This window comes from Hyphomicrobiales bacterium, from assembly GCA_039973685.1.
Classification (GTDB): domain Bacteria; phylum Pseudomonadota; class Alphaproteobacteria; order Rhizobiales; family JACESI01; genus JACESI01.
The window spans coordinates 161,025-175,385 of sequence record JBDWKL010000016.1; the positions used below are offsets into that span (position 1 = coordinate 161,025).

Genomic DNA, 14,361 nt, shown 5'->3' on the forward strand with positions numbered 1-14,361 from the left:
GGTTACAAGTTGGCGAACTGAATAATCCGGAGCTTACTATGATTGATCTATACACTTGGACGACACCGAATGGCCGTAAGGTCTCTATTCTGCTTGAAGAGTTGGGCGTGCCTTATACAGCTCATCCAATTAACATTGGTGAAGATGATCAGTTCAAACCTGAATTTCTTGAAATCAGCCCAAACAATAAAATTCCGGCAATTGTCGACCAAGATAACGGCATGAAGCTTATGGAATCAGGCGCGATCATGATGTATCTGGCTGATAAATACGGTCAGTTTCTTCCTAAAGAGGGCGAAGCACGGTGGCGGGTGATTGAATGGTTGATGTGGCAAAAAGCAGGCTTCGGCCCAATGCTTGGTCAAGGTCACCACTTCTCGCATTTCAACCCTGGAAAATCAGAATATGCCGCTGACCGGTTCCGCACTGAAGCCAACCGTCTTTATGGGGTGCTAGATAAGCAGCTTGAAGGACAAGACTATATCTGTGGTGAGTACAGCATTGCTGATATGGCTTGCTGGCCGTGGGCATCACGCTATGAATGGCACAAAGTGGATATTACCAAATTTCCGAATGTACAGGCGTGGTACAATCGTCTTTTAGAGCGGCCTGCCGTTCAAAAGGGCTATCATGTGCCGAAAGTTATGGGTGAAATCCCGACAGCTTAGCCGTCGGGTTCATCTAGGTACAAGCCTTAGCCTGCTTGCGCGAAATCCAGGCCGAAGGCCTTTAGCGCACTAATCCAATCGTTCGCAGTTGTGTTTAATTGCGGACGATGCGGCGTCCAGAAGGTCACCATATGCAAACGGCCTTTGCCGTCATAAATGCTCATCTCATGGTAAGAGCGATCGACTTCTTCATCTGCATTGGTATCAATGATGGTCGTGCGAAATTTAATGCGCGCGGCGCGCCATGAACAGTCTAACGGCGCCAATGCATCATCTGCATCACACAGCGTTGCAAAGCGGACAAACCCACGGCGCACGCCAATGCGCGGGAATTGATTGACCCGACCCATAATGTGAACATTGGTGTTTGATGACACGGGTACCGCAGAAATTGGTTTTAATTCACCCGTCACATCTTGCGTGAAAAGTGGATCATCGCGCACGCCCAAATGAGCCTGCTTGGCATCGACATCAATGGTCATGACATGAAGCTGGTGAATTTCGTCACCGCATTCAATCGCCCCTTGTAAGAAGCCAGTCGACATCATTTCAAAAGAAGGACCACGCGCTTCATTGCCATTTGCATCAGGAATGATGAACTGGCAGGCATGGGCAGGTGTTTGGGAAAGTGGGCTGAAGCTTAGAAGAGCGGCACCCAGAAAAAGCGATAGGAAGACGGGAATGCGACGTTTGGTCTTGGTAGTCCATAGAAGATTAGCCATGTGAACCTCACAAGTTTGCCGTTATCCTCCCTGTACTCGTACTTTACACTTCCTAAAGTAGAACGGTAAAAGGTTAACAACTTATCACTATTCAAAACCGATACGTGTTTACAACGCATCAAACGTCAATGCTCTGGACAATAGCACTAGATAGGCCCATATCCAGATCACATCATTGTAATTTAGGATTTTGCCGTGGATAGACAAATCACAGTTGCTAAAAAAAACGAGATCAACCCAATTTTGAAGTTTGCACTTGAGTTAGGACCGCTGCTGGTTTTCTTCTTTGCAAATTCCAAAGGTGAGCAATTGGCGGAGCAATTTCCGATCCTCGCCTCCTTTGGTGGACCGATCTTTATCGCAACCGGATTATTTATGATTGCGATGGTGATTTCGCTCGGTCTTTCACTGTTGCTAACCCGCACCGTGCCCATGATGCCGCTCGTGACCCTCGCTGTGGTTTTGGTATTTGGCGGTTTGACGCTTTATTTGCAGGATGACACGTTCATCAAGATGAAGCCGACTATTGTGAACATGCTCTTTGCTTCTGTTTTGTTGATTGGGCTTTATTTTGGCAAATCATTTCTTGCTTATGTATTTGAATCTGCTTTTAAAATTACAGAAGAAGGGTGGCGTATATTAACCCTGCGTTGGGGCCTGTTTTTTATCTTTCTTGCGGTCTTAAACGAAGTGGTTTGGCGTAATTCTTCAACGGATTTTTGGGTATCATTTAAGGTGTGGGGCACCATGCCAATCACGATGGTTTTTGCTATGTTTCAAATGACGGTTGTCACCCGTTATGCCCTGCCGGAAGAAGAGGATGAGGGCGCGGAATAAGCGCCTTATTCTGGGTTTTTAAATGGCCCGATAGCCTCGCCCATTTCCACCATCAAATCTTGTTTTAATGCCCAATGGACGGATGGAAAAGCAAGGTCTTCCCACGGTATGTCGTCCCAATCAAACAGTTGCACATCGAGACTTTCTGGCCCTGCTGCAAAATGGGGCGTCTGCAAGCGTGCGCGATACATTAATTGCACTTGCGAGATATGCGGGACGGCATAAACAGCAAGCAGACTGTCTATAATGAGGTCGGCGCAGGCTTCTTCTTGCGCTTCACGTATTGCACCATTTTCTGGCGTCTCATTTAACTCCAAATATCCAGCAGGCAGGGTCCAATAGCCAGATCGCGGCTCAATCGCGCGTTTGCAAAGCAAAATCTTGCCCTCATGGCGGACCACGGAACCGACCACAATTTTCGGGTTCACATAATCAATAAAGCCGCAGGTCGTGCAAACATCACGCTCATGCGTATCGCCATCAGGCACTTGTTTGGTGAAATTTTCCGTCTCCATAAAACTATTTATAGAACAAAATCCCGAACTATCCAGCTTTGGATTGTTTTGCGGGCGCAGACCTCGGTTAGTAAAGGAATGGCTGATTGCTTATGGAGAATCGCGATTAGCTTGCCTAATGCACTTCTCGGCTTGGCATATCTTGGTGGGCGATATCCATTAAGACGTTGGCAGGCACAGGGCTTAAAACGGACTGCGCGCGTTGAAGGGCGAAAGCTAAGTCGCGTGCGGCAAAGGCTACCTCATCGCAGCGTTTGGTGCAGCTTAGGGCCTGCAAACATATTTCTGCGGCAGCGTCATCACCGTGTTGCATGGCAGCGATTAGTCCCATCACCAAACATTCATCACGGCATAGCGCATCATCTTCCAGCGGGAGCGTTCTTAAAGGGCAGTTGGCGCATGTGCCAAGGGTTTTGACGAATGTAATCAAACGGCTCATGCAATCACGCGCGTTCTTTGCGCCGAGCTCAAGGCAGAAGAGGTTCCATGCCTCATCCCAAAGCCGCACATTCTTCGTTGCAAAACCAAGCGTCCAACGTCTGTAGCCTTGAAGGATGAGCATTTCTGCTGGCCTATTCACGTATCTTTCTGCCGCATTGATAGACATGCTGAACCTCAACTTGTTTGCGTTTATTGATTTAACTTGATATTATTACTCATGTTAAAAAGCATGAATTATTTCTTGTGTCAAATACTCAAGTTAAATTTTGTTTCAGAAAATGACTGCGCTATGCTTTAAAATAGATAACGCACCAAAGCATGTATCCGGCAGGAAATTAGCCAAGTGAATACCCCAAGCGCACAAGATGTTCTTTCATTCTGGTTTGAAGAAATCAGCCCAAAGCAGCAATTCGTCAAAGATGAGCAATTTGACGCCGAAATCAAACGACGTTTTGGGCCGCTTCATGCAAGCTTGAAAAAAGATGCATCAAGCTTCACCAGCACGCCCAAAGGCGCTCTTGCTGCAATTTTGGTGTTCGATCAATTCTCCAGAAATATGTTTCGCGGTTCGGGCCAAGCTTTTGATACGGACCCGTTAGCGCTTTTAATTGCGAAAGATCTCATTACATCGGGCGCAGATAAAACCATGCCAGATAATCACCGCATCTTTGTCTATATGCCGTTCATGCATGCAGAAACGTTGGAAGACCAAGAGCAATCTGTTGCACTATTCACAGCGCTTGGGATCACATCAAACATTGCTTATGCCAATAAGCATCACGATGTTGTCAAAAAATATGGCCGCTTTCCTCATAGAAATAAAGCCATTGATCGAGTATCCTCACCAGAAGAGAAAACCTTCATTAACACACCTGGCACAGCGTTCTAACGGTATGTTGAACAACCTCAAGGAGTCGTTACTCGCTTGATTAAGTTGTTTTGCTTATATTAGTTACAATTAATGCGTGCTTAGGTGCGCACAAACCCTACGACTATCTTTTTGGAAAATTATGAATCGTTCGATTAAAAAGCAACTTGTTTTATCAGCCAGCATATTTGCGGCTGGTTTGTTCAGTCTTGTATCATGGGCCGATAATGCCCAGGCTGGTACAAAAGGCGTTATTGAGCTCTTCACGAGCCAAGGGTGTTCCTCATGCCCGCCAGCTGATGAATTGGCGGCGGAATATGCGAAAGATCCAGATTTAGTTGTGCTGACTTTGCCGGTGACTTACTGGGATTATCTTGGCTGGAAAGATACCTTCGCGAAAAAAGAATTTACACATCGCCAATATGGTTATGCGGCGTTGCGCGGCGATCAATCTGTTTATACACCGCAGGTCGTTGTGAATGGGTCAAACCATGCAGTGGGCAGTGATCCTAATGGAATCAACAAGCTTGTTACACGTGGATCGCTTCCGGTCGACATTAATATTGAACAGGCCGGCGTTGACATTAAAATTGATGTTGAAGGCAAATCGCCAATCAGCACAGGCACCGTTTGGATGGCACTGCTTCAAAGAAGCGGGACTGTTGCGATTGGACGTGGTGAAAACCGGAATACGGAAATTACCTATACAAATATCGTAAAAGAGATGCGCCCACTGGGCGAGTGGAAAGGCGAAGCAATGACAATGAAATTCGCCAAACCTGACTTGATGACGGGTGACATTAATGGTCTTGCCATTATCCTTCAGACGAAGCAGGGAAAAATCTCGTCCAAAATTCTAGGCGCTGCTACTTGGATGAATGAATCCAGTTAAATTTAAGCGCCGTCACAATCCCTATCGGACAGTGAAGGCGCTTATTATTTTTGGTGCGATTAATCTATCGCCTTTGCCATAAACACCCCAAGGGCTGACGCAAATTTTGCTGGATCATTGGGCTGTTCCCCATCCATAATTTTCGCCTGACCATGAAGTATCGTTGCCATTTGCTCGGCAAGCGCTTTGTCTTTCCCGCTATCTAGGTGAGCGGCCAATTTTTCAATGATGGCGTGCGATGCGTTGATTTCTAAAACAGGCGCCGGATTAAAACCTGCATCTGGTTGATCTTTCAAAATTTTTTGCAATTGCATATCCATTGCACCGTCAGAGGCCACCAGACATACCGGACTTTCAGCAAGGCGAGAGGATGCGCGCACGTCAGAGACGTCATCGCCCAGTGTCTCTTTCAAGAAGGTATAGAGGTTGGCGAGTTCCGCCTTGTTTTCTTTTTCATCTTCTTTGGTCTCGTCATCAGCAGACTTCAAGTTATCCAGATCATCAGATCCTTGTGTGACCGACTTAAAGGGTTTGCCTTGGAAGCCGAGAGCTGTGCGAACCCAAAAGGCATCCACTGGATCCGAAAGATACAGAACTTCCACACCGCGTGCCCGGTATCCTTCAAGGTGCGGGCTTGCTTTTATCGCATCATCACTATCGCCTAGCGCGTAATAGATGGTTGTCTGGTTTTCCTTCATGTCTTCAAGGTAGCTTGCAAGGCTGCGCCATTTGCCATCTGATGTGCTGGTTTTAAACCGCGCAAAACCGTAGATGTCATCACGGCGGGCCATGTCTTCATAAAGGCCTTCTTTGATGACGGGACCGAATGCCTCCCAGACCTTTTCAAAAGTTTCGCTGTCTTTCTCAGACATTTTTGAAAGCTCAGACAAGATGCGTTTGGTGACACCCGTTTTGATCGATTCCAAAAGCGGATTATCTTGTAAAAGTTCGCGCGAAATATTGAGTGGAAGATCTTCAGAATCAATCACACCACGAACAAAACGAAGCCATGCTGGCAGCATTTCTACTTCATCGGAAATAAACACGCGGCGCACATAAAGCTTCATGCGGCCTTTGCGATCTGGGTTGAACAGGTCAAACGGCTTCATGCTCGGCAAATAGGCAAGGACGGTGTATTCTTGACGGCCTTCTACGCGGTAGTGGAGGGTCTTCGCTGGTTCATCAAAATTGCCTGAAACCAGATTATAAAACTCGTTATATTCCTCATCAGAAATATCCAATTTAGACTTGGTCCAAAGTGCACTGCCATCGCTTATGATGCGATCAAAAGGCTCAATCGTCTCGCTGTCATCATCACCATTAACGCTCTCAGTGCCGAAGATATGAATCGGCACAGGCACGTGGGATGAATAGGAGCGAACAATCTCTTCGATCTTCGCGTTGCTGGCGTAGTCTTTGCCGTCTTCTGAGAGATAAAGCTTCACCATTGTCCCGCGCTTATCAGCTGGGATATCGATCTCTTCTACTGAAAAGGTGCCTTCGCCATCTGAAGACCAGATATGGGCTTGTTCTTCGCCTGCTTTGCGCGAAATCACATCCACTTTGTCCGCAACCATGAAGGCTGAATAAAAACCAACACCGAATTGACCAATCAGCGCATTCCCATCAGATTTTTCAGACAAACCATCAAGGAAAGCTTTTGTGCCAGAACGTGCGATTGTTCCAAGGTTGCCGATCAATTCGTCTTTATTCATGCCGACGCCATTGTCTGCAATCATCAACACGTTGTCTTTCTCATCAAAGTTCAACATGATTTTGAAGTCAGGGTCATCCTTGGTCAGATCAGGATTGTCGATCGCAAGAAAGCGAATTTTTTCGCAGGCATCAGCCGCGTTTGAAATGAGTTCGCGCAAGAAGATGTCTTTGTTTGAATAGACGGAGTGAACCATCATTTTCAAAAGCTGCGCGACTTCCGCTTCAAAGGCGTGTTCTGCTTTGTTGGATGTATCTTCTGTGCTCATTGCTCAATCCTAAATTGTCGTTGTGCGACAGATAGGAGTTTTGAGAGAAAAATTCAAAGCTGAATGAGAAAAATTTGCAAAAAAAAGTCAGCGTAAGCTGACTTAGGAAATTTAGTTGGTTAGTTACTCTAGGAGTATTCGCTACACAAGAAAGAGGCCTGGCGAAATCTGCCTGGGGGGCTGGGGGGCTGAAAAACCAGTACAGTTAAAGCCAGGCCACCTTGGGTAGTGATGACAAGATGAACACCATTCGTGTCAGTTATTTGACTGAATTGCGGCTAAAAAGAGAAATTTTGATGAAAAATAACTTGAAAATAGTTATCATTTCATTCGTTTACGCAAGTTTATCAACAAAGCTCACTAAATTCACAGCTTGATCTTTTTGTCTCAGCGGTCGATCATAAGGTTAGCGGAGGAGTTGTTCTTGGATAATAGCGAATTTCCTGAACGGGGTGAAAGCAAGCGTGATTCAAACATTGTCACGTTATCAAATACCACAACCGTTCATAAGCCTCATCAAAAACAACCCACGCAGATCGCGTTTGACCGCCGTGAATTATCTGAGATTCTACGAGTTTATGGCTACCGTGTTGCTGAGGGGGAATGGCGTGATTATGCGTTAGATTTCCAAAAGGAACGCGCGGTTTTCTCCATCTTCAAACGCACGAGCGAAATGCCGATCTATCAGGTTGAGAAAAATCCAAAGCTTGCCCGTAAGCAAGGGGCCTATAGTGTGATCAATGCGGCGGGTATGATTTTAAAACGTGGTCATGAATTGCGCCAAGTACTGAAAGTGCTGGAACCACGCAAGCACTTACGGGTGGTGGACTAAGCCGTTAAAGCGCAAGCTGCATATAAATGACGTCCAGCCATTGATCTTTTTTGAAGCCAACTTCTTTCAATGTGCCGACATATTCAAAGCCAGCTTTTTCATGCAGCCTTACAGACCATGCTGGATTAAGTTTGGTGATGACGGCAATCATCTGGCGATATTCCCGTCTACGACATTCCAAAATGAGCCGTTCAAGCAATTGGGTGCCAATCCCTTGCCCTTGGGCTTTGGGTGCTAGATAGACGGAGTTTTCAACTGTCAATTCATAAGCTTTTCGGGTGTGGAAGGGGCCAGCATAGGCATACCCAACGGCTTCCCCGTCTTTCTCTGCAACAAGATAGGGATGTCCGCCATCTGCAAGCGCTTGAAAGCGGCGTGTCATTTCGGCTTCACTAGGAGGGTCGTACTCGAAGGAGGCGAGACCGTGTTTAACATGGTCTGCATAGATTGCGGCGATGGCCGCTAGATCATCTAATGAGGTATCGCGGATCGTTACTGTCATAATCAAATGCTAGCAAAGAAAAAGGCGGCTCGAAAGCCGCCTTAATGCTCAGATTCTGTTCAATTGCTCAACTATTCGCGGTTACCCAAGAACTGAAGCAAGAACATAAACATGTTGATGAAGTCGAGGTAGAGACGCAGCGCACCCATTACGGCTTTGCGGCCTTGAGTGGTTGAATCGTCACCTTCGTAATACATCTCTTTGATTTGCTGTGTGTCATAGGCTGTGAGGCCAGCAAAGATCAAAACGCCGAGGCCTGAGATTGCAAACTGTAGCGCAGATGATTGAAGGAAGATGTTCACGACCATTGCGATGATGATGCCGAAGAGGCCCATCATTAGGAATGAACCCATGCCAGACAAGCTGCGTTTGGTTGTGTAACCGTACAAGCTCAATGATGCGAAAGCAGCAGACGTAATGAAGAATGTACGAACAACGCTTTCAGATGTGTAGATCAACAAGACTGTTGAAATCGATACACCAACGAGTGTTGCGTAAATCCAGAAAGTGATCTGTGCAGCACTTACACTCATTTTATTAATGCGGAAGGACAGGAAGAAGACCAGTCCGAGAGGCGCCAGCATAAAGACCCATTTTAGTGGACCTGACCAAACTGTTGCACCAAATTGTGTAAGGTAGAGACCTTCACGAACCTGAGCCACACCTTGTGTTGCATCGCCCGTTGTCGCGAAATTGAACACGAAATAAGCCGCAAGACCTGTCAGCGCAAGGCCAAGAGCCATGTAGTTATAGACAGAAAGCATGTATGAACGCAGACCCTGATCAATATCAGCGTTAGCAGCAGTTGCCTGCCCATATTGTGCACGTCTTTCTAAATCAGCCATCGAAAAACCCTATAATGTTTAAAAAAGCTAGACTAAGCGAAGGTCATTCTTCGCTTATATTCCTGCACAATATGGTGTTCTTCACTAAAATACTCAAGTCTTTTCGGTCTAAAAACGCTCAAGTTTGGTTTATTTAGCTTGTCAGCGCCAAGTATCTTATGCATTCCTTAACAAGGGTGCTGCCTTTTGTCCCAATATGCGCCATGTGCCAGCAAAGCCCAGCGCGATGCATAAGAACAATGCAATGGCTGCTGCTGAAAAAGCGGCACTTGGATAGAAGGTGAAATCACCATCCATAATATTCTCAACCACAAACCAAGAGGCAAGTGTGCCGGATAAGATGCCAAACACGGCTGTAATGAGACCAAGCAGGGTGAATTGCAGCAAATAGGCTTTCATAAGCTGCCCTCTCGTTGCGCCCAGCGTTTTTAAAACCACCGCGTCATAAATTTGTGTGCGATGGCCCGCCGCAAGGGCGCCAGCAAGTACTAAGATTGAAGAAAGCAAGGTGACACCAGAAGCGCCACGGATGGCCCAAGCCAGTTGACCCACCACATCCGCCACCCGTTCAAGCGCGTCTTTAACGCGCACGGTGGTGACTGTTGGGAAAGCATTGGCAACGGTTTTCATGAGCTCGAATTCTTTCTCAACTGTTCCGCCGTCTTTAAGGGCTAGCGTTGCGAGATGGGAATGCGGCGCGCCTGCGAAGGTATTGGGTGAGAAAACCATCACAAAATTAATGCCAAGCGATTGCCATTCCACCTTACGGGTGCTGGCAACTGTGGAGACGATTTCGCGACCCAGCACATTAACGGTAATGGTGTCGCCGATTTTAAGACCAAAGTGGCGGGCAACTTCTTCATCGAAAGAAACAAGTGATCCGTCTGTATGATCTGCATCCCACCATTCACCTTCATCAAGCACAGAATTTTCTGGAATGGTCGCAGAATAAGTAATGCCGCGATCACCACGCAGCGCCCAAGCACTTTCGCTGTTCACGGTCATTTCTGATGGTTTTTGTCCGGCAATATCAACAAAGAAACCGCGCAACATTGGCACACGCTGGAGAGTTGCCTCTTGGGTGTTGTCTTTGAGCAGTGTCTCAAAAGTTTTAATCTCGTGGTTTTGAATATCGACGAAGAAGAAACTTGGCGCTTCATCGGCAAGTGACGAGGTCAATTGATTGCGTAAATTGCCGTCGATGAGCGCGATGGTGACGAGCAAAGAGAGGCCGAGGCCAAGGGACAAGACAACCGATGGTGTGATCGAGCCAGGTCTATGGATATTACCAATTGCCAGACGCCATTCTGTGGAACGGGCATGGGGTAGTTTTCTGGCAAGTGCCATAATGCCAATGGCGGTCACCCGCAAAAGCACGAAGGCTGCAACTGTGCCACCAACAAACGCGGTCGCGATCACCCGATTATCTGACAGACCAATCGCGAGGGTAAACAACAGTGCGACACATCCAATCAATGCCAAGAGATAGGGCAGGCGTGGCAGTTTGCTGGTCCCTTCGCGGTCACGGAATAAGGCCGTCGGTGGAATATCGCGGGCCTTTGACAGAGGCCAAAGAGCAAAAACTAATGCCATTAAATATCCATAGACCGCAGCGAGTGCGAGAGAGGCGGCAGGTATCTTTGTATCGATTTCAATCGGAAGCGCGCCTTGTAAGAAGTAGGCCGCAACCGATGGGATGAAAGCTCCAAGCGCCAAGCCGATCGTGACCGCGATGGTCGCAATCATCATGATTTGGATGACATAGACAAAGAAAACAAAGCTACCAATTGCGCCAATGCTTTTAAATGTCGCAATGACTTCACGCTTGCTATCAAGATAAGCCGTTACCGCGTTAGCGACACCCACACCACCCACAACGAGGGCTGTTAATCCCACAAGGGTCAGGAATTGAGCGAAGCGTTGAATATTGCGCGAGAGGCCGGGGGAGGCGTTGTCTCTAGCACGAATGCGCCATCCTGCTTTCGGCATCTCGGTTTCAGCCGCTTCACGAACCGCCTGAATATCGTCGTTTGAAACACCGTCTTGAAGCTTCACCTTATAATGCCAGCGCACAAGGCTGCCTGGTTGAACAAGACCAGAAGCGCGAATGGCTTCATTGGAAATCATCAAACGCGGGCCAAAGCCAACGCCGCCAGCAAGACGGTCTGGTTCGTTTTCAATCACATCCATAATTTTGACTTTGATACCGCCAAGATCGATCAATCCACCGACTTCGATATTAAGGCGGGCTAAAAACCCAAGCTCGACCACTCCGCCAAAAGTGCCTTTATCCTGTTCTTTTAAAAGATCATGGATGTTGCCTTTGTTGACAAGTTTCATCTCGCCATAAAGCGGGTAGTTCTCGTCAACGCCTTTTAATTCTGTGAGTGCTTGGTCTGACCCATCTGGCAGTCGTGCCATGGAACGCATGGTGGCCGCAACGGTGACGGGGCCGAGTTTATCGAGATAGGCTTGTTCAGGCTCTGTGGTTTCGCGATGGATGAGTGAGAAGCGAATATCGCCGCCAAGGATTGATTGGCCTTCAGACGAGATACTGTTCACCAGCGAGGCAGAAAGCGCGTTTACGCCTGCGATGGCTGCAACGCCAAGCGACAAACAGGCGAGAAAAATCATAAAACCGCGCACACCCGCCCGCATTTCTCTGGTGGCAAAGGTAAAAGCGAGGCGGAGAGATTTGAATAAGCCCATTGAAGGGCTGCTTGATGCTACATCCATAGTGCTCATTCGGCAGCACTCGCAGATTTGACCACGCGGTTAAGCAAGGTGTTCTCACCATCTTCACCACGAATTTCACCGCTTCTAATCTCGATTGCACGGTCACATCGTCCAGCAAGCTTGAGATCATGGGTGACAAGCAACAAGGTCATGTCGCGCTCTTTTTGAAGCTTGAAGAGAAGGTTTGAAATATCTTCGCCGGTGTCTTCATCCAGATTGCCTGTCGGCTCATCGGCAATGAGGAGATCAGGTTGAGCAACAAGGGCGCGGGCAATCGCAACACGCTGTTGTTCACCGCCGGAAAGTTCACCTGGATAATGAGAGAGGCGGTCATCAAGACCGACAGATTTCAATTCTTCTTCTGCGCGGGCAAAGGCATTGGCAACACCTGCAAGTTCCAGCGGTACGGCGACATTTTCTAGCGCTGTCATATTGGCAATGAGGTGGAAAGATTGAAATACGATGCCCACATGGCGTCCGCGAAAGCGCGCCAAATCGTCTTCGCTCAAGGCCATCAAGTCATGATCGACGATGGAAACATTGCCGCTATCCGCCCGTTCCAATCCGCTCATCACCATAAGAAGGGTCGATTTTCCAGAACCTGATGGACCAACAAGACCAACAGCTTCGCCGCGTTCAATGGCAACGCTTACCCCTTTTAAGATATGGACACGGGCTGCACCTTGCCCAAGGGAGAGGTGGACGTTTTCAAGGTCGATAATAGAATTATTTGAGACGGAAGGCTGGTCGGACAATGGGTATTCCTCTAATCAGTGCTTATATGGAATAGTGCAGTACCAAACCACCATATGGGAAAGTGATAATGATTTTTCATCATCTGCGATCAATATTTTTTGTATGCCTTATGTGCGCCGCCTCTTTTGCGCAAGCGGAGACGTTGAAAATAGTCGTCTTTGGAGACAGTTTAACGGCGGGTTTTGGGCTGGATCGCGGTCAGGGTTTTGTGCCGCAATTACAAGCAAAGCTTATCACAGAAGGATATGATGTTGAATTGATCAATGCGGGTGTGTCTGGTGATACCACGAGTGGTGGGCGCTCACGGTTGAATTGGTCTGTTGGGCCTGAGGCTGATGGCGTTATCTTGGAACTCGGCGCAAACGACATGCTGCGCGGTCTTCCTGTGAAATCAACGCGAGAAAATCTTGATGCGATGGTGACAGGGCTTACAGAGCGTAAGTTGCCCGTGCTGATTGCCGGTATGCAAGCAGCCCCAAATTTGGGGAAAGAATACGGTGAGGAATTCAACGCAATCTATCCAGATTTGGCCGAAGAACACGGCACGCTTTTTTACCCGTTCTTTTTAAAGGGTGTTGCTGGTGACGGGGCGCTGAACCAACCAGACGGCATGCACCCCACGAAAAAGGGCGTTGCTGTGATCGTTGAAAATATCTTCCCAAGCGTCAAAGAACTGATTGAGAAGGCGACGGCGAGATAGGCTTACGCCAAGCCCGCAATCGCTTTTGCAAATTCATCCGCTTCAAACGGTTCAAGATCATCAATGCCTTCACCAATGCCGATGAAGTAAACGGGCAATTGGTGCTTAGCAGCGATGGCGACCAAAATACCGCCGCGTGCCGTGCCGTCTAGTTTGGTCATTACCAGCCCGTTGACGCCTGCTTTTTGTTTGAAAATCTCGACTTGTTGCAGGGCGTTTTGGCCTGTTGTTGCATCAAGAGTTAAAAGTACAGTGTGGGGTGCTGTCTCATCTTGTTTCTTGATGACGCGGATGACTTTTTCAAGCTCGTCCATCAATTCTGTTCTGTTTTGAAGACGGCCAGCGGTGTCGATCATCAACACATCGCTACCTGCTTCTTTCGCATCGTTCATTGCGTCAAAGGCAAGACCGGCAGCATCGGAACCAATGTCACGGGCGACCACGGGTGAATTGGTGCGCTTGCCCCAAATTTTAAGTTGCTCAACGGCTGCTGCGCGGAAGGTATCGCCTGCCGCCAACATAACTTTTGCGCCTTCACGGGTCAGTTTCGCGGTGAGCTTACCAATGGTGGTGGTTTTACCCGTACCATTGACGCCAACCACGAGGATGACGTGGGGCTTCTTTTCAAGATCGAGTTCCAAAGGCTTGGCGACAGGGGCCAGCACTTTTTCAACTTCCTCAGCAAGCACAGTGCGGATTTCATCTCCTGAGATGTCTTTGCCGTAGCGACTTTCTGACAGCGAATCAGTGATCGCCATGGCGGTTTCAATGCCAAGGTCGGCTTGGATCAAAACGTCTTCCAAATCCTGTACGGTGTCCGCATCCAGTTTGCGCTGGGTGAAGATCGCCGTGATGTTGCCCGTTAAAGACTGCGAAGATTTTGACAGACCTGTTTTGAGGCGCTGAAACCAAGATTTTTTCTCAGGTTCTTCCGTTGCCTCTTGACGCGGTTCATCATCCAGCGAAATTTTCTCTGGCTCTGGCTCTGGCTCTGGCTCTGGCTCTGGCTCTGGCTCTGGCTCTGGCTCTGGCTCTGGCTCTGGCTCTGGCTCTGGCTCTGGCTCT

The 14,361-nt window shown here is 47.9% G+C and carries 15 protein-coding genes; 6 read left to right on the forward strand and 9 right to left on the reverse strand.

Features of this window, described 5'->3' with window-relative positions:
• The first annotated feature begins 38 nt into the window (after positions 1-38).
• Positions 39-668, forward strand: coding sequence for a glutathione S-transferase N-terminal domain-containing protein (locus tag ABJO30_04790; protein MEP3232123.1), 630 nt, complete (start codon positions 39-41; stop codon positions 666-668).
• Positions 669-694: 26 nt separating this feature from the next.
• On the opposite strand, the gene ABJO30_04795 is transcribed toward ABJO30_04790, so the two are convergent.
• Positions 695-1,390 (reverse strand): hypothetical protein, encoded by a 696-nt coding sequence (locus tag ABJO30_04795; GenBank protein ID MEP3232124.1) that lies wholly within the window; start codon positions 1,388-1,390, stop codon positions 695-697.
• 195 nt (positions 1,391-1,585) lie between these two features.
• Here ABJO30_04795 and ABJO30_04800 point away from each other — a divergent pair, with 195 nt between their 5' ends.
• Entirely contained in the window at positions 1,586-2,227 is a 642-nt protein-coding gene (locus ABJO30_04800) for a septation protein A (protein ID MEP3232125.1), read from the forward strand.
• A gap of 5 nt (positions 2,228-2,232) precedes the next feature.
• Here the strand turns inward: ABJO30_04800 and ABJO30_04805 are convergent, their stop codons facing one another.
• Positions 2,233-2,742: an NUDIX hydrolase gene (locus ABJO30_04805; protein ID MEP3232126.1), complete on the reverse strand. Its 510-nt coding sequence runs from the start codon at positions 2,740-2,742 to the stop codon at positions 2,233-2,235.
• Positions 2,743-2,857: 115 nt separating this feature from the next.
• Positions 2,858-3,349, reverse strand: coding sequence for a hypothetical protein (locus tag ABJO30_04810; GenBank protein ID MEP3232127.1), 492 nt, complete (start codon positions 3,347-3,349; stop codon positions 2,858-2,860).
• Positions 3,350-3,526: 177 nt separating this feature from the next.
• Between ABJO30_04810 and ABJO30_04815 the strand changes: the two genes are divergently transcribed.
• Both ABJO30_04815 and ABJO30_04820 read left to right on the forward strand, forming a co-directional pair.
• On the forward strand, positions 3,527-4,072 hold the full coding sequence (locus ABJO30_04815; protein MEP3232128.1) for a DUF924 family protein: 546 nt from the start codon (positions 3,527-3,529) through the stop codon (positions 4,070-4,072).
• A gap of 121 nt (positions 4,073-4,193) precedes the next feature.
• Complete coding sequence (locus ABJO30_04820) at positions 4,194-4,943, forward strand: DUF1223 domain-containing protein (GenBank protein MEP3232129.1); 750 nt, start codon at positions 4,194-4,196, stop codon at positions 4,941-4,943.
• Positions 4,944-5,002: 59 nt separating this feature from the next.
• Here the strand turns inward: ABJO30_04820 and htpG are convergent, their stop codons facing one another.
• Positions 5,003-6,925, reverse strand: coding sequence for a molecular chaperone HtpG (htpG, locus tag ABJO30_04825; GenBank protein MEP3232130.1), 1,923 nt, complete (start codon positions 6,923-6,925; stop codon positions 5,003-5,005).
• Between the two features lie 475 nt (positions 6,926-7,400).
• On the opposite strand from htpG, the gene ABJO30_04830 reads away from it, so the two are divergent.
• On the forward strand, positions 7,401-7,757 hold the full coding sequence (locus tag ABJO30_04830) for a DUF2794 domain-containing protein (protein MEP3232131.1): 357 nt from the start codon (positions 7,401-7,403) through the stop codon (positions 7,755-7,757).
• A gap of 4 nt (positions 7,758-7,761) precedes the next feature.
• Here the strand turns inward: ABJO30_04830 and ABJO30_04835 are convergent, their stop codons facing one another.
• The 4 genes from ABJO30_04835 to ABJO30_04850 form a co-directional block, all read right to left on the reverse strand.
• Positions 7,762-8,259 (reverse strand): N-acetyltransferase family protein, encoded by a 498-nt coding sequence (locus ABJO30_04835; protein MEP3232132.1) that lies wholly within the window; start codon positions 8,257-8,259, stop codon positions 7,762-7,764.
• 71 nt (positions 8,260-8,330) lie between these two features.
• A complete protein-coding gene (locus ABJO30_04840; GenBank protein MEP3232133.1) occupies positions 8,331-9,104 on the reverse strand; it encodes a Bax inhibitor-1/YccA family protein in 774 nt (257 codons plus the stop codon).
• Positions 9,105-9,260: 156 nt separating this feature from the next.
• Positions 9,261-11,849, reverse strand: coding sequence for an ABC transporter permease (locus ABJO30_04845; GenBank protein ID MEP3232134.1), 2,589 nt, complete (start codon positions 11,847-11,849; stop codon positions 9,261-9,263).
• Positions 11,846-12,595 (reverse strand): ABC transporter ATP-binding protein, encoded by a 750-nt coding sequence (locus tag ABJO30_04850; protein ID MEP3232135.1) that lies wholly within the window; start codon positions 12,593-12,595, stop codon positions 11,846-11,848. Before ABJO30_04850 ends, ABJO30_04845 begins: the two co-directional genes overlap by 4 nt.
• A 110-nt stretch (positions 12,596-12,705) precedes the next feature.
• On the opposite strand from ABJO30_04850, the gene ABJO30_04855 reads away from it, so the two are divergent.
• On the forward strand, positions 12,706-13,296 hold the full coding sequence (locus ABJO30_04855) for an arylesterase (protein ID MEP3232136.1): 591 nt from the start codon (positions 12,706-12,708) through the stop codon (positions 13,294-13,296).
• Between the two features lie 2 nt (positions 13,297-13,298).
• On the opposite strand, the gene ftsY is transcribed toward ABJO30_04855, so the two are convergent.
• The coding region (gene ftsY, locus ABJO30_04860) for a signal recognition particle-docking protein FtsY (GenBank protein MEP3232137.1) at positions 13,299-14,361 on the reverse strand (1,063 nt) is incomplete at its 5' end.